Raw genomic sequence first — 25,331 nt, 5'->3', positions numbered from 1 at the left:
GGGCCAGATGTACCCGTTCACCCTGTTCCATGCAGGCCGGTCGATTTTTTGGTATGGTCTTGTCGTATCCGTAGGCGATGGCGCCTTTGCTCGTGGGCTGCGTTGACCGAGGAGGTTACGCTGCCCCGGTTTTACGGATCCATGAGGGTACGGGCATAAGGCCAGCACAGGTCAGGCGGCCGCCTGACAGGTTATCCGGGCCGCCTGTAATTGTTGGCGCTGAGATCGGCAGGCCGCGCACGCTGCGTGCGGCCAGAAAACCGAAACATTGCGCCTCAAGCGCATCCCCGTTCCAGCCAAGGCGGTCCACTGGCTCGACCGGCGCCCCAAGCGCTGCCTGCATTGCGTGCATGAGAACAGGGTTATGCCGCCCGCCACCACAAACATACCAGTGTGCCGGGCGCGTGGGCAGGGGCGTGCGACGAACGGCTTCAACGCTAAAGGCGGCAAGCGTTGCCGCCCCATCCGCTGGCGTGCAGCCCGATACCCGGTCGAGTGCCGCGGCGAATGTCTGACGGTCCAGCGATTTCGGGGCAGGGCGTGCAAAATAGGGATCAGCCAGCAGGTCTTCCACAATCGTCTGGTTGACCGTGCCCATCGCCGCCAGTTTCCCATCCACGTCACATGCCGTGCCCGTATGGCGCAGGGCCCAGTCATCAAGCAGGGCATTGCCAGGCCCGGTATCACAGGCATGAATGGTGCCGTCCGCATCAATCAGGGTGATGTTCGCCACCCCCCCGATATTGAGCACCGCGACCGGTTTGGGCGCGCCATGCAACAGGGCGGCGTGAAACCATGGCACCAGTGGCGCGCCTTCGCCACCGGCTGCGACGTCCGCGCTGCGGAAATCATGGATTACAGCCAGACCCGTTGCGCGTGACAGAAGCTGCGCATCTCCGATCTGCCATGTGTGATGGTGGTCAGGGGCATGGAGAATGGTCTGGCCATGAAAACCGATCAGATCGACCTCAGGCACAAGAGCCTGCAACTGCCGCGTTGCGTCAACATGGTACCGGGTTATTTCATGCTCTACGGCCTTCAGTTCCGGGCTGTCCGGGGAGAGGGTGGCGGCCTTGTCGAGAATTTTCCGGGCACGCTGGCGCAGTGCCGCCGGGTAGGGCAGGCTCAGATCCGGTCCAAATCCCTCGATCCGCTCGCCATCCGTGCGGATGACAGCAGCATCCACCCCATCAAGCGACGTGCCGCTCATGAGGCCGATGACAGTGAGCATGCGATTCATTCCGGTATTCCCGCAGTCCTGAGTTCCGCCACGAAATCATAAAGGTCGGCGCGATAGGATGAGAATGTGACCTCAAGCACCCGGCCATCGGGCAGAAAGGAGCGTCTTTCAATATCCAGTATGGCGCTTGGTGTATCGAGATGCAGCAGTTCGGCTTCATGCACGAAAGCAAGGCGCGAACGGATGCGTTGCAGCGCCCTGACCGGCAGCAGGTCACGTTGCCTGAGCACGGCGTAAAAGGAGTTGCCCACGCTGTCGGGGTCATCCAGGTAATGTGCTGAAATGACGGCTGTCTCTACCGCCATGGGCTGGCCATTGGCGGTCCGGATCCGTTTGAGGCGCATGACACGGGCCGTGGGCGCGATGCCCAGTGCCATGGCCTCATCAGGGCTTGTGCGCGTCACATGCTTGTCCAGCCAGATCGAGCCGGGTTCATACCCGCGCGCGCGCATATCTTCCGAAAAGCTCTGAAGAATGGAGAAAGGCTGTTCGATCTGGCCCGATACGAAAGTGCCCGCCCCGGGCTTCTGGCTCAGGATGCCTGCGCCGACCAGTTCCTCAAATGCCTTGCGGATGGTCACGCGTGATACCCCGATCCGGTCTGCCAGTTCGCGCTCGGGGGGCATGGCATCCCCGCGCTTGAGCGCGCCGCTGGCAATGATGTCACGCAAGCGGTCGCCCACCTGCAGGTAAAGGGGCTTCCTGTCATGCGGGCTGGGGGTTAGCGCCGTAAAAAGCTGTTCCGGTGTCATGTTACCCTTCGCGCGTTCCATATTGCCGGTTGATGGCGGCGAGCAGCCCTGCGCCGTGATATTGAGCGGCGCATCGTGGTGCATCGCAAGCCCGGCCCCTTTCATACGGAGCATGCCGGTGGACAGGGCAGGCCGCCTGCTGGCAGCCTAATCTGGCGTATTCACCTGCCCAAGGATCGAACGCAGGTTGCCATCATGCGCCGCAAGCAGCGGTTCGATCCGGTCGGCGGGAATGCCGGAACAGATCATGACAGCGCGTTTGACATTGAACCGCGTGGCCTCGAGCGCGCTCAGGGCCTGCTGCTCGGTGCTGCCGCTCAGGTTGCGGACCATGCGGCAGGCCCGCTGGCGCAGCTTGGCGTTGACCACCCGCATATCCACCATCTGCCCACGATAGGCATGGCCCATACGGATCATGAGCGTGGTGGAAATCAGATTGAGGGTTGCTTTCTGCGCCGTGCCCGCCTTGAGCCGGGTGGACCCGGAAATGACTTCCGGCCCTGTCACCACGGCAATGCCCATATCCGCAACATTCATGAGCCTGCTGTCGCGATTGCAGGCGATGCCAATGGTCAGGCTGCCCGCCGCGCGCGCGGTCGCCACTGCTGCGCAGGTATAGGGGGTGGAGCCGCTTGCGGCGATACCCAGCACCACGTCATCCGGGCCGGGATCGTGGGCGAGGATGTCTGTCCGCGCCACGTCTTCCCGGTCTTCGGCCCCTTCTGCCGCCTGATAGATGGCATCATTGCCACCTGCCAGCAGCAGCACGAGCCGTTCGGGCGCCCAGCCGAAGGTGGGGAGCAGTTCCACCCCATCCTGCATGCCGATCCGCCCCGATGTGCCTGCGCCAACATAGAACAGCCGCCCCCCCGCCAGCAGGCGCGGCAGGGCCGCGTTGATGGCGCGTTCAAGCTCCGGCGTCGCGGCCCGCACGGCGGCAATGGCGCTCATCTGTGATTCCACCAGCGCATCCAGCACAGAAGCAACAGGCCAGACATCCACATCCGCATAACGTGGGTCCTGTCCTTCTGTGGCGATGGGCAACGCGGGCGCACTGCGGTCGGGGGTCATGGGCCATAAACTCCGGGGATGGGGATATGAAGGGGGTCAGCCCTGCGGCGGAGACAGGGCAAGGGCTGCCGCGGTGGCCACATCGTGGCGCAGGCGCACGACATTGCCACGGCCTGCAGGGTGCAGGCGGCTGGTCAGGATCAGGACATAGCTGTCACTACCGGGATCAAGCCACAGCGACGTGCCGGTAAAGCCGGTATGCCCAAAGGAGCCGAGGGGGAACCTGTCCCCCCGGACGGAGGAATAATGCGTGGAAATATCCCATCCCAGTCCCCGCAGATCGGATTTTCCGCCCGGCTGCTGCGCGGTTGTCATGAGCATGACGGTCTGCTGTTGCAGCGGAAAGGCCGATGGCCTGCCCGCGCGGCGGTCCAGCAGCGCCTGTGCATAAAGGCACATGTCATCAGCATCGGAAAACAGGCCCGCATGCCCGGCCACCCCACCCATGCGGCGGGAAGAGGGATCATTGACCTGCCCGCGCAGCATATGACCGTTTTCATCCGGCTGGGTGGGGGCAATGCGGGGCCGCCATGTTTCAGGCGGAAGGAAACGTGACTGGCGCATGCCCAGCGGTGCAAGGATGTAGCGCGTGGCATAGGCATCGAGCGTCATGCCCGAGAGTTTTTCAACCAGAAAACCCAGCGTGATGAAGTTGATGTCGCTATAGATGAAGCCGCTGCCTGGCGGTTGTGATGGTGCAGTACCCATGGTCAGGCGGAATGCGGCATCGCGCCCCTGCCATGGGTGGTCGAGGTCCAGATCAGGCGGCAGGCCGGAATAATGGGTCAGCAGGTGCCGGATGGTAATGGTGGATTTACCAGCCGCCGCGAATTGCGGCAGATAACGCGAGACAGGATCATCAAGCCCGAACAGTCCCTGTTCCCACAACTGCATGACGCAGGGCGCGGTGATGAGCGGCTTGGTCAGGGATGCCATGTCGAATACCGTATCCCATGTCATGGGTTCGGCCCTGGGGGTGACGGCGCGCCTGCCATATGCGGCCCGATGCACGATCTGCCGGTCATGCCCGATGGCGCAGACAACTCCCGGCGCTTCGCCCCGGATCACGGCCTGGCGCAGCCTGCGGTCCACGTCGCGCATGTCGGGGCTGGCGCTGCGTGCATGGGGCGCGCATGCCGTAACCGTTGTGGCGCCTGCCAGCATCAGGACATGACGGCGCTTCAGCCGTGTGGCAGCCGGTAAAACATGCATATGCAAAGAGTCCGTTAAAAGACGGCATGTCAGATGCCTGATACAGGAACAATACCATTCTTTCCCTGCAATGACAACGATCGGGTTTGTTTCAGACCGGTATGGAGGCATGCGCGGCGGGGAGGGAATTAAAAATATCTTTTAAATCAAATGAATAAACATTCAGTGTTGCCGTCTTTGGCTGAAGTGATACAAAATTACGTTTCGATTCCGGATTCTTTTTTGGCTTTCATATGGTATTGATTCGGTCATATGATTCGCTTTTCAGACATGATGGAACCGGTATGTCCGCAATCGATATCGCGATTATCTGCATCTATTGCCTGACCCTTCCATTCATTGCCTTCGCCCTGTCGGGGCGGCAGGATTGTGTTTCCACCTATGTAGGCGGCGGCCATGATCTGCCGTGGTGGGTTATCTGCCTGTCCCTTGTCGCGACGGAAACCTCCACCCTCACCATCATCAGCATACCCGGCATCGCCTATGGTAGCGGCATGGTGTTCGTGGGGCTGGCGGTGGGGTATGTCATTGGCCGCGCGCTTGTCGCGTGGCTGTTTCTGCCGCGTTATTTTTCCGGGCAGGTCAGCAGCGTCTACCAGTATCTGGGCCATCGCTTCGGGCAGGCGATGGAGCGTACCGTATCCGCCACGTTTCTCATCATGCGTGTGCTCGCGGAAGGGATCAGGCTGTTTGCAGGCATGCTGCCGGTCGCAGCCATCCTGGCATCCATGCACTTTCCCCTGCCACACTGGGTGATCATGCTGGTCATTGTAGGCCTCACGCTGTTTTACACGATGCTTGGCGGCCTGCGGGCCGTGGTGTGGTCCGATGCCATACAGCTTGCTGTCTATGTAGCGGGAACGGCGGCCTGCATGGGGCTGTTGTACCATCATGCAACAGACATGCAGATCCATGCGCTGCGGCACTCCAACAGGTTCCACCTGTTCCACAAATCCCCCCACTATTTCCTTGATCCCTATACACCCTGTGCGGCCATGATCGGGGGGGCGATCATGGCCATGGCATCGCATGGCACGGACCAGTTGATGGTCCAGCGCGTTCTGGCCGCGCGTAATCTGACGGATGCCAGAAAGGCACTGGTCGGCAGTGGATTCATGGTGGGATGCCTGTTTGCCATGCTGTCGCTCGTGGGCATGCTGCTGTGGGCACGCAATGATGAAAAACCGCTGGCTGCGATGGGCCTGCAGACATCGGATGCGCTATTCCCTGCCTTTATCGTACATGACCTGCCGCAGGGGCTTGCAGGGTTGCTGATCGCGGGCCTGCTGAGTGCGACCATGGGGTCCCTGTCCGCCACGCTCAATTCCATGACCAGCGCGACATTGCTGGATTTTGTCATGCCCTGTCGGGCCCTGGCGCGGCGGATCGGCCTGTCTGCGCTGCCATTTGCCCGCCTGGTAACCCTGCTGTGGGCTGTAGTGCTCGTTCTTGCTGCGCTGGCATTTGCCCATAGCCATGGGCCTGCGGTTGTATTCGGGCTGTCGGTGGCGTCGTGTTCTTACGGGGCGATGCTGGGGGCCTTTGTGTTTGCCATGTTCAGCAGGCGCGCGCTCACGCGGGAGGTTCTGCCTGCTTTTGTCATGACCGTCGTTACGGTCTGCGGCACCATGATGTTCTGGCACCCTTATGGTGCGACAATCGCCTTTACGTGGCTGGTTCCGCTGGGTGTCATCGTGATGTTTATCTATGGTCTGGGTCTGAGGGCCATTGGCAAAATCCGGCAATAATGGCGTGCGTCATCTCTTGGCTTCCGGGTCGGCAGAGCGGTTTTGCCATAGGTAAAGAGAGAAGGGGCTATTGCCCAGAGCCCGGGTATTCCGCTTGACCAGGCCAGGTTCTCTTACGGCAATGATGGGGGGATATGTGCTGGACATGCCGCAGACCTTTGTCCAGATCGCGCCCGCCATAGGGGGGCGGGGCTCTTTGTGGGGCTGGCGGTCCCATCCTATCTGTTAATCATATTCAATATCGGGCGGGCGCCGTGCCGGTCATGGTGGTCGGGTCATGAAACCCTGCCGCGGGTTGTCTATTTATCCGTAGGGCATTTCTGGGTCACGATGATCGGACGTGTTTCTTGATGTCATTGCATGTATTTTTCATGTCTTTTCAGCCTTTTGAAAGAGGCCATGACCGAGATTTAGCCCATTGGGATGAACCTTTTCCCAAGTCCATTCATTTAAATGGAGAAGACGGGCAGGATGGCCGTGTGCTGGAGGAGCACGGCGCGGCTGAAATTATCTTGTAAGGCCATGGTGGTGACGGCCATGTATAAAACAATGTACAATATTGACAGAACCTGGAGGGCGTATGTCGCTACCGTGCCCTCGGGAAAGATAGACCAAGGATAGTTATGGAAAAGCAGATTCATTCAATTTTAGAGCAGTTGGACGGATTGCTTCCTCTTATACTGGAATATGCAAGTCAGTTTTTTCTGGCTCTGATCGTTCTTTTTGTAGGCTGGAAGCTTGTCAACGCCGTAACGCGGGCCATGGGCCGGATGATGGAGGCCAGTCATATAGAGCCGACATTGCGTGGATTCCTGCTGAGCGTGGTCGGGCTGTTTCTGAAGGCCCTGCTGCTGATCAGCGTGGCATCCATGGTCGGTATCGCCACAACATCGTTCGTGGCCGTTCTGGGCGCTGCGGGGCTGGCGGTTGGCATGGCGCTGCAGGGCAGCCTCGCCAACTTTGCCGGTGGCGTGCTGATCCTGCTGTTCCGCCCCTTCAAGGTCGGGGATTCAATTACGGCAGGTGGCAGTTCAGGAACGGTTACATCAATCGAGATGTTCCGTACCGTGCTGCTGGATGCCAATCACGAGATTATTTATGTTCCCAACGGGACATTATCAAACAATATCGTGGTCAACCGTTCAGAGTCGGACCGGCTTGCGGGCGCGGTCAGTCTGCTGATTGATTACAATGATGATCTGGACAAGGCACGGGCACTGCTGCTCGGCCTGACGGAGAATGACGCGCAGGTGCTCAAGAATCCTGCGCCTTCTGTTTCCTTCCTGCCCAAGCCTGCCAATATTCAGGTCACGCTTGGGTTCTGGTGTGCGCCGGGTGACGTGTCGGGTCTGGTCGCAAAATATTCCGAAGCCTCGATCAAGGTGCTTCAGAAGGAAGGATACCGTCTTGGGGTCACGTCGCGTAGCGCTGCGTGATCCGTAATGGACCTGTAACGGATTTGTGCCGGTCTGTCGCGTTCGGGCCCAAACGGGTGCAATGCGGCAACAGGCCGGCATAAAACCATTACAGGTCCATTGATTGGCCTGTTGCCTTCTTCCCCTGCCGCGCGTGTCTGTCAGGACATGATGAAAGGTGCGCGTCGCCTGCTGTGACACGCGTGTTTCTGTCAGGTTGATTTCAGGATCGAAAAAACGGAACTGGATATCTTGTGTTTTAGCGAGATGGCCGAAGGTCAACAGGCCATCATATCAAAAGCGTTATAAGCTGCTTTACACAGTCCGAAGTCATGTAGATCCGTTCCATGCCCACAATAGCCGGAAAGAACCGGGGCAGCCGACGACGACATACGAAATGTTCCTCAGGGCACGCCGTTAAAACAGGCTTGCCATATGCTGAAAACGTAATGCCCGTAGGGGTCATGCTTAGAAATGCCGCAATACGTCCGTAGGGTGCATAACATCCTCAATGTGCTGATATGCATCGGGTAGTGCCGTAAACCGGGTTGTAGTAACCCGTTATTGGCTTTGTCGGGAAGGAAGGGGTCATGTCCATTCGTGTCGGTATCGCGGGCTGGTCGACCTTTTCCGCGATGGCTAAAGTATTGAAGTTGCCTGTTACCGGTACGCAACTTGAGCGGTATGCCGCCTATTTTTCGACTGTCGAGATCAACTCCAGTTTTTATCGCCCCCATCGGCGCACGACTTACGCGCGCTGGGCGGCAAGCGTGCCGCCTGCGTTCCGCTTCTCCGTAAAACTGCCCCGAACCATCACGCATGAACATCGTCTGGACGACTGTCAGGCGCTGATCGACCGCTTTGCCGAGGAAACGGATGGCCTTGGCGAAAAGCGCGGCCCTGTGCTGGTTCAGTTTCCTCCCAGTTTCGCTTATCCCGGTGATGTTGCCGTGCGTTTCTTTCAGGATCTGCGGGTCAGGTTGGCCGGGGCCATTGTTGTGGAGCCCAGACATGCAAGCTGGTTCCTGCCAACGATAGACAATATGCTGGCAGGGCTGCAGATATCACGCGTCGCGGCCGATCCGGGCCGGTCGGCCCCTGCGGCACAACCGGGTGGCTGGGGTGGGCTTGTCTATTTCCGGCTACATGGCTCGCCGGACATCTATAAGTCACGTTATACGCAGGAAGCCGTTGAGGCCCATGCAAAAGTCGTTGCAGCCCTTGCCGCGCGCGGCACTGAGGTCTGGACGATCTATGACAACACAACATATGGGGCCGCCGTGCAGAACGGGTTTGAACTTATGAAAGCCTGTACAGGCATTATTGAGAATTAAGTGTGAGGGCAGGCTTCAAGGCTTGTAGGGATCATCCCCCTTGGATTTCTGGCAGCCTAAATTAGGAATTATCGCTTCTTATAAAATTGCGAATGGTATTAAGGTTGCTTTACGGGCCTTGCCGGGTTGGTTTGAAAGATGCGTGTCGCATCGCTGCCCGTCGTGGAAGGCACGATTATCACGGTATTCCGTCGCTACACGCTGCTGACTTTGAATGACTGCGGCATAGGTTTTGGCTGAGAGGCTGCTTTCATTGATGAACCGCTTCATGCTGTCCATCATGCCAGATGTAACGGGGCTGCCGCCCGTCATTGTGCCAATTCCCTTTTCTTTCGGGGCGGTACGCAATGAGCCGTATAAAATCCGGAGAAAACTCTTATCATCCATGAATATTTTTGTATTTACCTAATATACTGTAAGTAAGTTTGCCCGATTTATATTAATATAATACATGCCACCAATTATTGCCATTTTTTCTTCTACTTGATTTTTTTTGTGATTTTAATAAATAAAAATACAATATATTCTATGATATTCATCAGTATAAGATCACTGCATCACGGCTGTCGACAGCATTGTCAGGTTAACTACCATGATCAGGAATCCTCCCAAAAGGCGGAAAGGTTTTACATGCCCTGCCATGCAGCATTCTGCCCGCGGCATCTACGCATTGTCCGGTGCCTTGAACGGCCTGCCACAAGTGCTGATCGGGATATGCCCCTTCAAGCCAGATTTTGAATCGCGCTAAACCTGCTGTGCTACGATAACTGAAGCAACCGGGAGCGCATGCGTTCGTCATAATCGGCATGCGGCCTATTTTTTGTCATTACAGGATTTTTTCGTGCAGTCATCTTCCGTGCCAGAGACGGCATCTGCTTATAGCCCTTCGACACGCCGGCTTGTTTTCATCGGCCTTATCCTGACCATGATCATGGGCGCGCTCGACCAGAGCATAGTCTCGACCGCGTTGCCCACGATTGTCAGCGACCTTGGTGGCCTTGCTCATATGTCCTGGGTCGTGACAGCGTTCATGCTGACCTCAACAATCGCCACACCGCTCTATGGCAAACTGTCCGACATGTTTGGCAGGCGGCCATTGATGGCGTTCAGTATCGGTTCATTTCTCGGTGCCTCGCTCCTGTGTGGAATTGCGCAGGATATGTGGCAGCTAATCCTGTTCCGCGGCCTTCAGGGCGTGGGGGCAGGTGGGCTGATGACGCTGTCGCAGACGGTGATTGGCGATATGGTATCGCCCCGGCAACGGGGCCGCTATCAGGGGCTGTTTACCGGAGCGTTTGCGGTCAGCAGTGTGGCGGGGCCATTTCTGGGCGGCGTACTGACAGGCTCGCTGTCCTGGCGATGGGTCTTTCTTGTCAATCTGCCAATCGGGTTTCTCGCGTTCGGGCTGATCATGCTGAGCCTGCCTGCTGGCCGGGCCGAAGCAAGGCCGCGCATCGACTATCCCGGCGCGGCCCTCCTGAGCATTGCCACGGCGGGCTTCCTGCTGCTGTTCAATGCCCTCGGCACCACCCTGGCATGGACATCGCCGCTTACATTTCTCCTTTTTGGCGGCACGATGCTTCTGTTCGTTGCGTTCATCTGGCAGGAACGACGGGCGCCGGAGCCGCTCATCAGTCTGGATCTGCTGCGTATCCCCACTTTTTCCATATGCGTCGCCGCGACCGGGATTATGTCTTTCGCCATGCTGGGTTCGATGATCTTCCTGCCTCTTTATTATCAGCTTGTTCTTGGTGAGACGCCAGCAACATCGGGCCTGATGATGTTGCCGCAGGTGGGCACGATGATGATCAGTTCGGTGCTGGGCGGGTATGTTTCGTCCAGAACGCAACGCTATGGGCTTCTGCTTTCCATCGGCGTTGGCATTGAATTCACGGCCCTTACTTTGATCGCGGCCTGTGCCCATCATGGCGCGCCTGCTGTGTTCTTCCTGCTCAGCCTGGGCTGTCTCGGCGTGGGCATGGGCATTGGCATGCCCAACGCGACGGTCATGATCCAGAACGCCGTGCCAACGAGGTCACTCGGTATCGCCACGGCCATGATGTCCTTCATCCGCTCGCTTGGCGGCTCGCTTGGCGTGGCCCTTTCGGGCGGCGTGATGGCGCTGACCTTGCAGAACCGGCTTGGGGTGTTGCCCGAGAAGATTGACGTGCCCGAATTCCTGCAAAAAGGCATGGCTGCGATCCAGACGCTTTCTCCCGCCAGGCAGGCTGACGTAATGCAGGCTTACAAAGGCGCGATCAGCGCCAGCCTGAGCGTGAGCAGCAGCTTCATGTTCCTCGCATTCCTGCTGGTTGTTGGGTTAACGGTGTGTCAGGCCGCTTGGCAAAATAAGACGGAGAGCGAATAGGGAAGGGGGCAACCGTGGCTGTTATTGTAATGCCGCAGTTTCCACCATGGATCATCAGGCCTGGGATTAGGGTGCGTTTTTGTAGACGGAAGAAGATACTTGAAACGATATAAATCGTAACCATGTATGTATAAGCATGTCGGTTGTATCTGACTGTAACACGTCGTCCGTTTTGGTGATTTGGGCATGTGTTTTTAATATGATGTTGCTTTTCGCAGGGTGGTTCTGATTTTCCGGTTTGCCCTGACGGATCTGCCGGAAGGAACAGGGTAAGCTATCGGTAAGCGGGATTGTGGCCGCAACCGGATCAGGTGTCTGTTCGCCTGATGTCAATGGTGGTCGCAGTCATTCCGCCCAGTGTGCAGGGCCGGGGCTGCCTGCTTTATCCAGATGGGTCGAATCTGACAGGTCATACCGTGCAGCAATGTCGTGAATCGGTATGGGCCCAGAGGGTATACAAGCCAGCTACCCAGAAAAGTATATTAAAAAAAATGTTGATAAGCACCGTCTGTTTTGGAGCAGGTCGCTGCCAACCCCGAGCGGGAAGAGTAACCGACAGGAAGAAAATATACCGGAAAACCAAGGGAATATGGATGATTGTTTTGTTATGTAACAGCACAAAAATGCTAAAAAGATACGATATTGAAATTAAATAAACCAATTATACCATATAGAATAAATAATACATCACTTTTTGTTGATTTGTATGAAGAGGTTTAGATCGGCGATCGAAAAACGGTAGATCGCGTACAACAAATTATTTATATCACGGATATATGATATAGATCATGAAAAAGAGCAGTTCTGAAATATAGACTAATATAAATAAATAATAATATATCAGCTATATGAATAAATGCCATCTGGTGTGATGAGATTTTATGTCACCACGCGGGCGGTATCTATACTTAACCATGTGCTTCCCGATGGAATAATGCCGTGTTGCAATTGTTAAAAACGATAATGGATTCCAACATGCCCCTCCTTATTTCCGCCCTCATTGTGTGTATCGCGGGTTCATGGATTACGGTCCGCATCATGGCGCGTATTGCCGCCACCCCAGGGCGGCAGAATCATTCATGGTATCTGCAATGTGCGGCTGCGGGCGCCACGACCATATGGTGCACCCACTTTCTGGCGCTGCTGGCATACATGCCAGGTGTGGCGGGCCTGTTGAGTATTCCGCTTACGCTATTTTCGTTTGTCATTGCAGCTGTCGGTGTGCTGGCCGCGACCATTATCGCCACCACCAGCAAAAGCCGGATGGGGCCAGCGCTTGGCGGTGCCGTGCTTGGCCTGGCTATTGCCGGAATGCATTATTCCGGCATGTATGCCGTTGAATTTGGCGGCCATATGGCATGGAGCATGCCGACAATCGCATTGTCCCTGTTGCTGGGCATCGTTTTTGGCACGTTGTCCCTGCAGTGCCTGCTGCGTAGCGGGAACCGGCATTGTGAACTTCTGGCCACGATCCTGTTCGTCGCGGCTATCGCGGGGCTGCATTTTATCGGTGTGTCCGCCATGCGCACGCACATGATGTCCGCCGACCTCATGGCGACTGGCAATGCCCCTGTCGTGCTTGGCGTTGCGCTGGCCATTACCACCCTCCTGCTTGTGGCCACGGGCGGCAACAGTTTTTCGATTGATGATGCAACGCGCGCGGAATCTTATGAGCGCATGCGGCAGATGGCACTGCATGATGCCCTGACAGCGCTCCCCAACCGCGTCAGCTTCAATGATCATCTCGATCAGGTGATCGAGGAGGCGAAAGCGAAGGGTACGCAGTTCGCGCTGATTGGCATTGACCTTAACAAATTCAAGGAAATCAACGATGTGCGCGGGCATGCCGCAGGCGATGTCGTTCTGATCACCATTGCCAACCGTTTTAGCGAGATGCTGGGAGAAGGCGAGTTCGTGGCCCGTCTGGGCGGGGATGAATTCGCGGCAGTCCACCTGACGAGCGACCCTGATGAACTGAATGCCTTTGTCGCCCGCATCGAGGAAGCCATCAACCTGCCCATCCCGATCGAGGACTACGAAGTGACAACCGGCGGAAGCGTCGGCCTGGCCCTGTTCCCCAAAGATGCAACCGACAAGGAAACGCTCGTAACGCGTGCCGACCTTGCCATGTATCGCGCCAAGGCGGACCCGTTGCGCACCGTGGCCTATTACGAGCCTGCCATGGATGAAATGGTACGCGAGGCGCGCGCGCTTGCGGCGGACCTGAAAACGGCAATGGAAAAAGGCGAACTGAGCCTGCACTACCAGGTGCAGACCGCCATTGCGACGGGCGAGATCTTTGGCTACGAGGCCCTGCTGCGCTGGACCAGCCCCGAACGGGGCGAGGTGCCCCCCGCCCAGTTCATTCCTGTCGCCGAGGAAAACGGCCTCATCATCCCGCTTGGTGAATGGGTTCTGCAGACCGCATGCGCACAGGCGGCCAAGTGGAATGCTTCGTGCAAGCTGGCGGTCAACCTGTCTCCCGTGCAGTTCTTTCATCCTGATCTTTATCGACTGGTCAAGGAAACGCTGGAGAACACGGGCCTCTCTCCCGACCGGCTTGAACTGGAATTAACGGAAACTTCAATCATTGATGACAAGCAGCGTGCTCTGGAAATCATACGCCGGATCAAGGAACTCGGCGTTTCAATAGCGCTGGATGATTTCGGCACGGGTTATTCGTCCATTGATACACTGCGCACCTTCCCGTTTGATCGGATCAAGCTCGATGGCAGTTTCATGCAGGGGATCGAAACCAATTCCGATGCCGCTGCCATTGTCCGTTCGGTCCTTGCGCTTGGCCGCACCATGAACATCTCCGTGCTGGCGGAAGGGATCGAAACGCCCCGGCAGCTTGAAGTGCTCCGTGGCGAGGGCTGCGTGGCGGGGCAGGGGTTCCTGATCGGTCGCCCCGCCTGCGCGGAAACGCTGGGGCTGCAAACGGCCTGATGCCAGAGCGCTCCACATGCCTTTTCCATTTCATGCAGGCAGGCATCCTGCCTATCCAATTGTGAACTGTGGCCTATCATCATGAACAAGTTGCTCCTTACCTCGTCCTCCCCAAAGTCGGCATTGTCGGGTGATGCCGCCCTGAGCCTGCTGCACGACGCGACCGAGGCAATCGTCGTGATTGACGACCGCAATGACGTCATTTTTTTCAATAAAGGGGCGGAAAAACTCTGGGGTCATACGCAGGATGAAGTGCGTGGCCAGAACATGCGGATGCTGTTCCCAGATTTTGCCAGTCATGGCGCGACGGATATTGACGCCATTGTCGGTACAACGCGTGAAATCATCTTCGAGAACAGGCACGGTGACTACATCACCGGGGAGCTGATGCTCTCTTCAAGCAAGGTCGGCCCGAAAGGCAGGAAATACTATCTTGCATCCATCAAGGCGGTAACGGAAGAAAACCATCGCAAGAAACTGCTGGACCTGCAGAATACGGTCTTCCAGTCCCTTTCAACCGATATGCAGATCCAGGACGTGGCTGATCTCGTGTGCCGGGAGGTGGAGAATTTCATCCCCAATACGGTCGCCATCCTTGTCCTGATTGATGAAGACCACCGGCTTCATGTCCTGTCAGGCCCCGGCCTGCCACGGCGCTATGCCGCGGCACTTGAAAATGTCACGCTCTCCGATGCTGACATCATGGCCCTGTCCAATGACCTTGACGAGGCCGCCACCGTTGTCTGGGAAAGCTACAGGTCGCTGGGGGTTTCGCTGGGGCTGCAGAATTGCTGGGCCTCCGCGATCAAGGCGTGCAATGGCAAGATATCGGGCATATTCGCGCTCTTTTCACGCAACACCAGCACGGTCAGTGAGTGGCCACAGAAAATCGTGGCGGGCTGCGTGCCGTTCTGCAGTGTCCTGATCGAGCAGTATGAAGCACGCCATCATATTTCCCAGCTGGCAAACTATGACCCGCTGACCGGCTTCCTCAACCGGACCGCCATCCATAAAGTCCTCAGGAACCTTGTCGGCAAACCGGGTGACAATCATTTTGCCGTGCTGATGCTCAACCTCGATCGTTTTCGCGATATCAACGATGCGCTCGGGCATACCAATGGCGATGACTTTCTCAAGGCGGTGGCGGCACGGATCAAAAGCCTGTGCCGGAGCCATTATATCCTCAGCCGCGCGGGGGGGGATGAGTTCGTCATCATATTGCCCGATACACAGGCAGCCCCTGCAACGGCATTTGCCGAGCGGCTGATCGGCGGCATGGAAGCGCCCATCGAAATCGGGGGCAACTTCATTACGGCCTCGATCAGCGTGGGCATCAGCATGTTCCCTGAAAACGGGCCGGACAGTGAATCCCTGATCGGTCATGCCGAAGCCGCGATGCGTCTTGCCAAGAAAGATGCCCGCGGAACATTCCGCGTCGCCACGCCAGAGGACCATACCGCGGCACAGGATCGCCTTGTCCTTGGCTCCGCCTTGCGTGATTCCCTGGCGAAGGGATTGCTCAACCTGCATTACCAGCCGCAGATCGAGGCCAAAACGGGCGCGCTATATGGTGTGGAGGCGCTGTCGCGCTGGCATCATCCGCATCTGGGCAATATTTTCCCTTCGCGTTTCATTGCGGTGGCGGAGGATACCGGGCAGATCGAGGCGATTGGCGCATGGTGCCTGGAAGAAGCCTGCCGCCAGATCGTGGCATGGGACCGTGATGGTGTCATGATCCCGGCCGTATCGGTCAACCTGTCAGCCGGTCATTTCCGTAAACGGCAGTTGCCTGAAATGATCTCGAACCTGCTGACCCGCTTTGGCATCGCCCCGGCACGGCTGACGGTGGAAATTACCGAAAGCGTGATGATGGATGAAAACAAGGATACGATGGATGTTCTGAACGCCATTCGTGCCCTGAATGTCGGCCTGTCCATGGATGATTTTGGCACCGGCTACTCATCACTGTCGCGGCTGACCCGCCTGCCACTGACGGAAATCAAGATTGACCGCAGCTTCATCATGAATCTTGAACATGATGCGAATGCGCAGGCGGTAACAACGGCAGTAATTGGCATCGGTAACCGCCTGGGCATGACTGTCGTGACCGAGGGGGTGGAGACGGAAGCGCAATACGAACTGCTGGAAAGCCTGCACTGTGATGTCATGCAGGGTTATCTGTTCGCCAAACCCATGGCGCCAAAAGATCTGGAAACATGGTTCAGGCAGCCCCGCATGATCATGCCTGCAATGCGCAAGGCGGCCGAAAAGCCGTCAGCATCAGGCAAGCCATCGGCCGAGGCCTGAAGTTAAAAAAGCAGGACGTACCTGGCTTGACCTGCCCGCTGGTTCTTTTGCCAGCGGGCAGGCTCTCTGTCTGTGGCCGCAATAGAAAGGTTACGCAGGCCGCCATGCCGTTGCCTGGTGCAGTAACCTGCCGATCAGGGCCGAGATCCTGCGGGTCTTGTCGGTATCAAGCGGCCATGGCGCATCTTCGTGGCCGAGATAGATTCTCTGGGCTTTTTCAAGCTGTATGGCATGGATGCCCTGTTCAGGCTGCCCATAATGGCGCGTGGTATAGCCGCCTTTGAACCGCCCGTTGACGACATGGGAATAATCCGTGTCCTGCGCAGCAAGACTGACAACGCTGTTGATGAGCGATGGCGCGCAGGCGGCCCCCTGGTTGGTGCCGAAATTCAGGTCGGGCAGGCAGCCTTCAAACAGGCGCGGGATTTCCGTCTTGATGGAATGGCCATCCCACAATATCGCCCAGCCCCACCGGGCCTTGAGCCGGGCAAGCTCTTCGGCCACCGCATCATGATAGGGCTGCCAGTAGCGGGTCAGGCGTTCGCCAATTTCCGCTTCATCCGGTTCCTGTCCGGGCTGGTAGATCGGGGCGCCATCAAAGGCCAGATCCGGCACGAGGCCGGTCTTGGGCCGCCCCGGATAGAGCGTGGCATCATCCGCGCCCCGGTTGAGGTCAACGACATAGCGGGAATAATTGGCACGAATAACCCCGATGCCCATGTCGGTAGCCGATGTATAGAGTTTTTCCATATACCAGTCGGTATCGGGCAGTAACCGCCCGCGTGGCGTCATGCTTTCTTCCATGCCGGGCGCAAGGGCCGTGCCAGCGTGCGGAATGGTGACAAGAACAGGGGCCGTGCCGCGTGAATGCGTAAAGACGGGCGGGGTCATGACAGTGAACTCCGATCGGAACGTAAGGTCGTAATCGCCTTGCCAAATGCGGTCGAAATGCGTTCTTCGTGAATATGGTGCCCTTCACGCACGACCCATTGGCCTGCGCACAGTACATCGCTCACGGGCAGGGTGGCGCGGGCAAAGACAAGTGAATCCATAATGGTATCGCCTCGCAGGTCAGGCAGCGACAGGGCGGTATCGGCCAGCGTGCACAGATCGGCACGCTGCCCCACGGCCAGTTGGCCGCCACCATGCGCGCAGGCCTGCGCTCCGCCCCGCAGGGCCTGTGCATACAGGTATCCACCAACGGATCCGGTCTGGTCCGAGGGCAGGGCGCGGCAGCGTTTTTGCGATATGAGGCGCTGCCCGTATTCCAGTGTGCGCAGTTCTTCCGCTACGTTAAGCAGCACATTGCTGTCACTGCCGATACCAAAGCGGCCCCCCGCATCCACGTAATCCATGAAGGGGAAGAAGCCATCGCCCAGATTGGCTTCGGTAATGGGGCAGATGCCGGCAACCGCGCCCGAGCGGGCCAGGCGCAGCGTTTCGTCCCGATCCATATGCGTTGCATGGACCAGGCACCAGCGCTCATTCACCGGCATCTCATCGAGCAGCCAGGCAACCGGCCTGCGGCCAAGGAAGGCAACGCAGTCATCCACTTCCTTCATCTGTTCGGCAATGTGAATGTGCACTGGCATGTCACCAGGCAGCAGGGCAAGCACTTCGCGTATGTCATCCCCGCTCGCCGCTCGCAGGGAATGTAGGGCAATGCCTGCATTCACCAAAGGATCGCCAGCATGGCGGCCCGTAATTTCGGTAATGACCCGCGCAAGGAATGCCGGCGAACTGGCAAAGCGCTTCTGTTCCGCCGCCAGCGGGCGGCCAAAGCCTGCATGGCGGTACAGGGCAGGCAGCATGGTGATGCCAATACCCGCATCCCGGGCCGCATCAATAACGGCAAGCGGCAGTTCGGCGGGCTGCGCGTATTGCTGCCCGTCGGGTGCGCAGTGCAGGTAATGGAACTCGGCAACCTGCGTATAACCGGCCTTGAGCATTTCCATATAAAGCTGGGCGGCAATGGCGCGGAGTGTGGCAGGGTCGATTACGGCGGCGAGGCGGTACATCTGTTCCCGCCAGCTCCAGAATGAATCGGCCGGATCAAGCCGGGTTTCCGTCAGTCCGGCCATGGCGCGCTGAAAGGCATGGGAATGCAGGCTGGGCATGGGCGGCAGGGCGATATCAACGCGCCTGTCATCCGGCCCAGGCTGCTGGTCGGCTTCTATCGTGGTGAAATGGCCACTGGCATCAAAGCCGAGGCGTACATTGTCACGCCACCCCTCGGGCAGGAGAGCCTGCCCGGCAAAAATGGTCTGGATCTGTACCGATAAGGACATGACGGGCCTGTTTTGAAGAGCATTGCGTTGGAACGGTTTCAAAACTAGACATGTATATACGTTTAGGGTCAAGCGCTGAAATGGGAGTGCGTCATGTGGGATCGGTTATGGGTCGATGTCAATCTGGCAACCAATGCGAGTGGAACCGGGCAGCCGGGCGGGGATGATTTCGGCCATATCCCTGATGGCGCCATTGCCGCCCGGGATGGGCAGATCGTATGGGTCGGCCCCAAGGCGGACCTGCCCGGCGAGCCCGAACGCCTCGCAACCGAAGTGATCTCGTGCAACGGGCAGTGGATGACCGCAGGCCTGGTCGATCCGCATACGCACCTGGTCTATGGCGGTGACAGGAGCGGCGAGTTCGCGGAGCGGTTGCAGGGCGTCTCCTATCAGGAGATTGCGCGGCGTGGTGGCGGTATCCTGTCCACCGTGCGCGCCACCCGTGATGCGAGCGAGGAGGAACTGCTGCGGCTTACGCTGCGGCGTGCGCGCTGCCTTGTTGAAAATGGCGTGACCACCGTCGAGATCAAGTCCGGTTACGGGCTGCGGCTGGAAGATGAACTCAAGCAGCTGCGCGTGGCGCGCGCGGTAGGCCGGCACCTGCCGGTGCGGGTGCACACCACCTTTCTCGGCGCCCATGCGCTGCCGCCGGAATTCGCGGGCAGGCAGGATGATTACGTCACCTTCCTGTGCACGGAAATGCTGCCTGCCGTGGCGGAAGCCGGCCTGGCCGACAGTGTCGATGCGTTCTGTGAAACCATTGCCTTCCAGCCTGCCGAGGTCGAGCGTATCTTTGAGGCCGCCCAGCGCTGGAAGCTGCCCGTGCGCCTGCACGCCGACCAGATGTCCGATCTCGATGGGGGCAAGCTTGCGGCGCGGTGGCATGCGCTGTCGGCTGACCATGTTGAATATGCAAGCGAAAGCAGCGTGCAGGCCATGGCGGATGCAGGCACCGTTGCCATGCTGCTGCCCGGCGCCTTCTATTTTGTGCGTGAAACGAAACAGCCCCCGGTGGACCTGTTCCGTAAGCATGGCGTGCCCATGGGCCTGGCCACGGACTGCAACCCCGGCACATCGCCCGTGCTCAGCCCCACGGCGGTCATGAACATGGCCTGCACGCTCTTCCGCCTGACACCGGGGGAGGCCCTGGCCGGGCATACCCATATCGCCGCAAAGGCGCTGGGGCTGGAGCATACGGTCGGGCAACTGCGCACGGGCATGGCGGCCGACATGGTGGTGTGGGACATCGCCGGTCCGCATGAACTGTCGTACTGGATCGGAGGGGTAAGGCCCAGCGCACGGATTTTTGGTGGTTGTCCGCAATAAAAAGTTAAGATCAGCGCTGGATGGTACTCACTCCCTTATGCCAGTATAGACTAACGTCTTCTGAATAAGGTGTAATTGCGTGTCACTGGTCTTAAGCAAGGATAAACCCACAGCCCGTTACGAGCAGGTGAAGCTGTACATCACCGAGCGGATCGAAACCGGTGAGTGGGCGATCGGTCATCGACTCCCGTCGGAAAGTGAACTGGTGGAACTGCTCGGTGTCTCGCGCATGACTGTCCACCGTGCCCTGCGCGAACTGACAGCCGAAGGGCTTGTCACGCGCGCGCAGGGTGTGGGGACATTCGTCGCCGAGCCTGCCCAGCGTGTGGAACTGCTGGAACTGCGTGATATTGCTGATGATATTGCCTCCAACGGGCATGAGCACACCACGCGCATCATCACGCTTGATACGATCCGCGCGAACAGTGATCTCGCAACAGCGTTCGAGCAGCGCCCCGGTGCGCGACTCTTCCATTCCATCATCGTTCATTATGAAGATGATACGCCGCTGCAGGTCGAGGAGCGTTTCGTCTCGCCCCATTTCGCGCCCGATTATCTGGATCAGGACTTTTCCCTTACCCATCCGCACCGTCATCTCTCGGGCATTTCCCACCCCGAGGAGATCGAGCACGTGGTGTTCGCGGTAACCCCGAGCCTGGATATCTGTGAACTGCTCGAGCTTGATGAGCCCGAGGCCTGCCTGCAGCTCATGCGGCGCACATGGGTTGAGGGGCGAGTCGTGATGAAAGGCATCTTCACCTATTCCGGCAGCCGATTCAGCTTTGTCGGTCGCTACAGGCCCTGATCTTTCTCCCCCATTGTTCTGAAACGGTATTTCATTACGTTTTCATGTTGACAAGGGGGAGGGTCTGCGGCAAACGAATGTATATACAAGTACATTCAAGGTGATGTCATGAGTAGCCCGACCTCGTCCCGTCTGTCCAACGATCGTATTATCCATGCTGCGCATGGGCCGGAGATCACGGCAAAAAGCTGGCAGACTGAAGCTGCTATGCGGATGCTGATGAATAACCTCGACCCCGAAGTGGCGGAAAAGCCTTCGGAGCTGGTTGTCTATGGTGGTATTGGCCGCGCCGCCCGTAACTGGGAGTGCTACGACCGTATTGTCGAAACGCTGAAGACGCTGGAAGCCGACCAGACCCTGCTGGTGCAGTCCGGCAAGCCGGTTGGCGTATTTCGCACGCACGAGAACGCCCCCCGCGTCCTGATCGCCAATTCCAACATCGTTCCCCACTGGGCGAACTGGGATAAGTTCAACGAACTCGATCGTGCCGGGCTGATGATGTATGGCCAGATGACGGCCGGTTCCTGGATCTATATCGGCAGCCAGGGCATCGTTCAGGGAACGTATGAAACCTTTGTCGAGATGGGGCGCCAGTACTATGGTGGCGACCTGACCGGCCGGTGGATCCTGACCGGCGGCCTCGGCGGCATGAGCGGCGCGCAGCCTCTGGCTGCGGTCATGGCCGGTGCATCCATGCTGGCAGTCGAGTGTGAGCCCAGCCGTATCGAGAAGCGCCTGCAGACCGGCTATCTCGATCGCAAGGTCGACACGCTTGATGAAGCGCTCGAGATCATCGATGCAGCATGCAAGAGCGGCAAGCCGGTTTCCGTCGGCCTGCTTGGCAACGCGGCCGAAGTTTTCCCCGAACTGGTGCGCCGTGGCATCCACCCCGATGGCGTGACCGACCAGACCTCCGCCCATGATCCGCTCAACGGCTACCTCCCGGCAGGCTGGACGCTGGACCAGGCGGCAAAGATGCGCGTGACCGACCCGGCGGCGGTCGAGAAAGCAGCCAAGGAATCCATGAAACTGCATGTGGAGGCGATGGTTGCCTTCCACCGGCTGGGCATTCCCACCTTCGATTACGGCAACAACATCCGCCAGATGGCGCTTGAGGTTGGCTGCGAGGAGGCTTTTGAGTTCCCCGGTTTCGTGCCCGCCTATATCCGCCCGCTCTTCTGTCGCGGTATCGGCCCGTTCCGCTGGGCGGCCCTGTCGGGCGACCCGGAAGACATTTACAAGACCGACGCCAAGGTGAAGGAACTGCTGCCCGACGACAAGCACCTGCACAACTGGCTCGATATGGCGCGTGATAAGATCCACTTCCAGGGCCTGCCGTCACGCATCTGCTGGGTCGGGCTGGGCGACCGTCACCGCCTTGGCCTCGCGTTCAATGAAATGGTCGCCAAGGGTGAACTCAAGGCGCCGATCGTGATCGGCCGCGACCACCTCGACAGTGGCTCTGTCGCCAGCCCCAACCGCGAGACGGAAGCCATGCGTGATGGCTCGGATGCCGTGTCCGACTGGCCGCTGCTCAACGCGCTGCTCAACACCGCATCGGGTGCGACATGGGTTTCGCTGCACCATGGCGGTGGCGTGGGCATGGGCTTCTCGCAGCATTCAGGCATGGTGATCGTGGCTGATGGCACGGATGATGCCGCAAAGCGCCTTGAGCGCGTGCTGTGGAATGACCCGGCAACCGGCGTGATGCGCCATGCGGATGCGGGTTACGACATCGCGGTCGATTGCGCCCACGAAAAAGGGCTTGACCTGCCCATGATCAAAAAAGGCTGATTTCAGATGTCAGAAAATCTCGTTCTTCATCCCGGTCAGCTTGATCTGGCTACCCTGCGCCGCTTTGTGTTCGAGGGGATGGATGTCACCCTGAGCCCCGAGGCCCAGGCCACCCTGGCGGCGGCCGCTCGTTCGGTCGAGCGGATCGTGGCCGGTGGCGCTGCGGTTTATGGTGTCAACACCGGTTTTGGCAAACTGGCCAAGACCCGCATCCCCGATGACCGGCTGCGCGATCTCCAGCGCAACCTGGTTCTCAGCCACGCGGCCGGCATCGGCAAGCCGCTGCCCGAGCGCGTGGTGCGCCTCATCATGCTGCTCAAGGCCAACGGGCTCGGGCGTGGTTTTTCGGGCGTGCGGCCGGAGGTCGTGCAGCTCCTGCTCGACATGCTGGCCAAGGGGCTCATTCCGGTCATCCCCGAAAAGGGATCGGTTGGCGCATCGGGCGATCTGGCCCCGCTCGCGCACATGACCGCCGTCCTGATCGGTGAGGGCGAAGCCTTCTACAGGGGGGAGCGCCTGCCGGGTGCTGCGGCGCTGAAGGCTGCGGGCCTGGAGCCGGTTGTCCTTGGCCCCAAGGAAGGGCTGGCGCTGCTCAACGGCACGCAGGTTTCCACGTCACTGGCCATTATTGCCCTGTTCGATGCCGAGCGCCTGTTCCAGGCGGGCCTTGTTACCGGCTCGCTCACGCTTGATGCCGCGCGTGGCACGGATGCGCCCTTTGATCCGCGCCTGCACACGCTGCGCGGCCAGCAGGGGCAGATCGAATGTGCCGCGGTCTATCGCAAGCTGATGGAAGGTTCGGCCATCCGTTCCTCCCATGAGGTGGATGATGAGCGCGTGCAGGATCCGTACTGCCTGCGCTGCCAGCCGCAGGTCATGGGGGCCGCGCTGGACAGCCTGCGCCATGCCGCCCGCGTCCTGCTGATCGAGGCCAATGCGGTTTCCGACAATCCCATCCATTTCCCCGATACGGATGAGATGATTTCGGGCGGTAACTTCCATGCCGAGCCGGTCGCCATCGCGGCGGATCTCATGGCGATTGCGGTATCGGAAATTGGCGCCATCGCCGAGCGCCGCCTCGCATTGCTGGTCGACCCGGGCATGAGCGGCCTGCCGCCCTTCCTGGTCAATGACAGTGGCGTGAATTCGGGCTTCATGATCGCGCAGGTCACGGCGGCGGCGCTGGCGTCGGAGAACAAGACGCTGGCCCATCCCGCCAGCGTGGACAGCCTGCCCACCTCCGCCAACCAGGAAGACCATGTTTCCATGGCAACCTTTGCAGCCCGCCGCGTAACTGATATCAATGACAACGTGCGTACCATTCTTGGCATTGAATATCTGGCAGCCGTGCAGGGGCTTGACTTCCTTGCGCCGCTAACCTCCTCGCAGCCACTGGCGCAGGCCGCCGCCGCCCTGCGTGAGCACGTGTCCTTCTTCGCGCAGGACCGCCTGTTCACCCCCGACATGGAAAAGGCCAATGCCCTGATCGCCGCCGGTGTGCTGAACACCGCAGTGGCGGGCGCCCTGTCCCTGCCCACGGTCGAGGCCGCCTGATGGTGGATGACGGCGCGTTCATCGCCTCTGCGCGAAAGGCGCGCCGTCGTCTTCCCCGGCTATTTGCCGATTATATTGATGGCGGTGCCCATGGTGAACGCACCATGGCCCGCAACCGTAACAGTTTTGCCCGCTGGGGCGTCGTGCCCCATGCCCTGCGCGATGTGTCAGCCATTGACCTGACCACGCGCTGCTTTGGCCGGACATGGAAGCTGCCGGTCTTTCTCGCTCCGGTCGGGTTTGCGGGCATGTTCCACCACCATGGCGAGCGTGGCGCCGCCCATGCGGCGCGCAGTCGTGGCGTGGGCATGGGCGTTTCCACCTTTTCCATCGCCCCCATGGAAAAAGTGGCCGCAACGGGCGCGGATGTGATGGCGCAGATTTACGTGCTGCGCGACCGTGCCCTGACACGCGACATGCTGGCCCGTGCAAGGGCGTGTGGCATAACCGGCATTATCCTGACCGTTGATACAGCCATCACCCCCGTGCGTGAGCGCGATGTGCGCAATGGCTTCCGGCATCTTTCCCGCCCTACCGTATTGCAGATGGCGGGCCTGCTGAACCATCCGGCCTGGGTTGCGGGCCTGTTGCGTGGCGGCATGCCCGTGGTGGGCAATATTGATGCCTATACAACCGCGCGTAACGTCATGGGCCAGGCGCGTGACGTTGCCGCCCAGATCGATCCCACGCTGGACTGGGATGACCTGGCATGGCTGCGCGAAAACTGGAATGGCACCCTGGTGGTCAAGGGCGTGATGTGCCCTGAAGATGCCGTGCGTGCGGCAGATGCCGGGGCGGATGGCATTGTGGTGTCCAACCATGGTGGCCGCCAGATGGATCCTGCCCCCGCCACACTTGACGTGCTGCCCGGCATTGCGGCCGCGGTGGGCGGGCGGCTGGATATCATGCTTGATAGCGGCATCCGCCGTGGTGGGGATGTGGTGACGGCATTGGCGCTTGGCGCGCATGCGGTATCCATTGGTCGCCCGTGGGTCTGGGGGCTTGCCGCAGGTGGCGCGCCCGGCGTGGCGGCCGCCCTTGACGTACTGGCGCAGGAAACGCGCGATGTCATGGCCCTGGCGGGGCTGCGTGATATCGAGGCCGTGCGCGCAGCAGGCCAGAAGGCGCTGTGGCGGTTCTGACAGGCCGCGCATCGGCACGCTGCCTG

At 59.1% G+C, this 25,331-nt stretch carries 19 protein-coding genes; 12 read left to right on the top strand and 7 right to left on the bottom strand.

Translation table 11 applies throughout. The features are described 5' to 3' along the window. Positions 1-115: 115 nt before the first annotated feature. From R5N89_RS08880 to R5N89_RS08865, 4 genes are read right to left on the bottom strand one after another with little or no spacing between them, the layout of a single operon-like run. Positions 116-1,240 carry an anhydro-N-acetylmuramic acid kinase gene (locus R5N89_RS08880; protein WP_167400823.1) on the bottom strand — a complete coding sequence of 375 codons (1,125 nt, stop codon included), beginning with the start codon at positions 1,238-1,240 and terminating at the stop codon, positions 116-118. Beyond that, on the bottom strand, positions 1,237-2,106 hold the full coding sequence (locus tag R5N89_RS08875; RefSeq protein WP_244192065.1) for a GntR family transcriptional regulator: 870 nt from the start codon (positions 2,104-2,106) through the stop codon (positions 1,237-1,239). The genes R5N89_RS08880 and R5N89_RS08875 overlap by 4 nt, the downstream gene beginning before the upstream one ends. A 33-nt stretch (positions 2,107-2,139) precedes the next feature. Then, complete coding sequence (locus R5N89_RS08870) at positions 2,140-3,063, bottom strand: N-acetylmuramic acid 6-phosphate etherase (protein WP_110567448.1); 924 nt, start codon at positions 3,061-3,063, stop codon at positions 2,140-2,142. A 36-nt stretch (positions 3,064-3,099) separates the two neighbouring features. Continuing rightward, entirely contained in the window at positions 3,100-4,275 is a 1,176-nt protein-coding gene (locus tag R5N89_RS08865) for a serine hydrolase (protein WP_110567450.1), read from the bottom strand. Between the two features lie 284 nt (positions 4,276-4,559). On the opposite strand from R5N89_RS08865, the gene R5N89_RS08860 reads away from it, so the two are divergent. The 4 genes from R5N89_RS08860 (at position 4,560) to R5N89_RS08845 (ending at position 8,772) form a co-directional block, all read left to right on the top strand. Then, positions 4,560-6,023: a sodium:solute symporter gene (locus R5N89_RS08860; protein ID WP_110567451.1), complete on the top strand. Its 1,464-nt coding sequence runs from the start codon at positions 4,560-4,562 to the stop codon at positions 6,021-6,023. A gap of 371 nt (positions 6,024-6,394) precedes the next feature. After that, positions 6,395-6,541, top strand: coding sequence for a hypothetical protein (locus tag R5N89_RS08855; RefSeq protein WP_354680951.1), 147 nt, complete (start codon positions 6,395-6,397; stop codon positions 6,539-6,541). Between the two features lie 99 nt (positions 6,542-6,640). Next, entirely contained in the window at positions 6,641-7,459 is an 819-nt protein-coding gene (locus R5N89_RS08850) for a mechanosensitive ion channel family protein (RefSeq protein ID WP_208624634.1), read from the top strand. 569 nt (positions 7,460-8,028) lie between these two features. Beyond that, positions 8,029-8,772, top strand: coding sequence for a DUF72 domain-containing protein (locus R5N89_RS08845; RefSeq protein ID WP_110567457.1), 744 nt, complete (start codon positions 8,029-8,031; stop codon positions 8,770-8,772). 78 nt (positions 8,773-8,850) lie between these two features. Here the strand turns inward: R5N89_RS08845 and R5N89_RS08840 are convergent, their stop codons facing one another. After that, complete coding sequence (locus tag R5N89_RS08840; RefSeq protein WP_146220180.1) at positions 8,851-9,159, bottom strand: hypothetical protein; 309 nt, start codon at positions 9,157-9,159, stop codon at positions 8,851-8,853. Positions 9,160-9,613: 454 nt separating this feature from the next. On the opposite strand from R5N89_RS08840, the gene R5N89_RS08835 reads away from it, so the two are divergent. The 3 genes from R5N89_RS08835 (at position 9,614) to R5N89_RS08825 (ending at position 16,396) form a co-directional block, all read left to right on the top strand. Beyond that, the gene (locus tag R5N89_RS08835) at positions 9,614-11,140 is read left to right on the top strand and encodes an MDR family MFS transporter (RefSeq protein WP_110567459.1); all 1,527 of its coding nucleotides are present in this window, start codon (positions 9,614-9,616) and stop codon (positions 11,138-11,140) included. 975 nt (positions 11,141-12,115) lie between these two features. Continuing rightward, entirely contained in the window at positions 12,116-14,089 is a 1,974-nt protein-coding gene (locus R5N89_RS08830) for a bifunctional diguanylate cyclase/phosphodiesterase (RefSeq protein WP_244192066.1), read from the top strand. 81 nt (positions 14,090-14,170) lie between these two features. After that, complete coding sequence (locus R5N89_RS08825; RefSeq protein ID WP_244192067.1) at positions 14,171-16,396, top strand: EAL domain-containing protein; 2,226 nt, start codon at positions 14,171-14,173, stop codon at positions 16,394-16,396. A gap of 90 nt (positions 16,397-16,486) precedes the next feature. On the opposite strand, the gene hutG is transcribed toward R5N89_RS08825, so the two are convergent. Both hutG and R5N89_RS08815 read right to left on the bottom strand, forming a co-directional pair. Next, positions 16,487-17,287: an N-formylglutamate deformylase gene (hutG, locus tag R5N89_RS08820; protein WP_110567463.1), complete on the bottom strand. Its 801-nt coding sequence runs from the start codon at positions 17,285-17,287 to the stop codon at positions 16,487-16,489. Then, positions 17,284-18,684: a formimidoylglutamate deiminase gene (locus R5N89_RS08815; RefSeq protein ID WP_110567465.1), complete on the bottom strand. Its 1,401-nt coding sequence runs from the start codon at positions 18,682-18,684 to the stop codon at positions 17,284-17,286. Before R5N89_RS08815 ends, hutG begins: the two co-directional genes overlap by 4 nt. A gap of 93 nt (positions 18,685-18,777) precedes the next feature. Here R5N89_RS08815 and hutI point away from each other — a divergent pair, with 93 nt between their 5' ends. From hutI to R5N89_RS08790, 5 genes are all read left to right on the top strand, one after another. Continuing rightward, positions 18,778-20,010: an imidazolonepropionase gene (gene hutI, locus R5N89_RS08810; RefSeq protein WP_110567467.1), complete on the top strand. Its 1,233-nt coding sequence runs from the start codon at positions 18,778-18,780 to the stop codon at positions 20,008-20,010. A 79-nt stretch (positions 20,011-20,089) separates the two neighbouring features. Further along, the gene (gene hutC / locus R5N89_RS08805; RefSeq protein ID WP_110567469.1) at positions 20,090-20,815 is read left to right on the top strand and encodes a histidine utilization repressor; all 726 of its coding nucleotides are present in this window, start codon (positions 20,090-20,092) and stop codon (positions 20,813-20,815) included. A gap of 108 nt (positions 20,816-20,923) precedes the next feature. Further along, positions 20,924-22,609, top strand: a complete 1,686-nt coding sequence (gene hutU, locus R5N89_RS08800; RefSeq protein ID WP_110567471.1) for a urocanate hydratase — start codon at positions 20,924-20,926, stop codon at positions 22,607-22,609. A gap of 6 nt (positions 22,610-22,615) precedes the next feature. Further along, positions 22,616-24,163 carry a histidine ammonia-lyase gene (gene hutH, locus R5N89_RS08795; RefSeq protein WP_110567473.1) on the top strand — a complete coding sequence of 516 codons (1,548 nt, stop codon included), beginning with the start codon at positions 22,616-22,618 and terminating at the stop codon, positions 24,161-24,163. Further along, positions 24,163-25,305, top strand: coding sequence for an alpha-hydroxy acid oxidase (locus R5N89_RS08790; RefSeq protein WP_110567475.1), 1,143 nt, complete (start codon positions 24,163-24,165; stop codon positions 25,303-25,305). The genes hutH and R5N89_RS08790 overlap by 1 nt, the downstream gene beginning before the upstream one ends. Positions 25,306-25,331 lie beyond the last annotated feature (26 nt).

Source organism: Komagataeibacter sucrofermentans DSM 15973, assembly GCF_040581405.1.
Classification (GTDB): domain Bacteria; phylum Pseudomonadota; class Alphaproteobacteria; order Acetobacterales; family Acetobacteraceae; genus Komagataeibacter; species Komagataeibacter sucrofermentans.
This window is presented reverse-complemented; position numbering and strand designations above follow the sequence as displayed.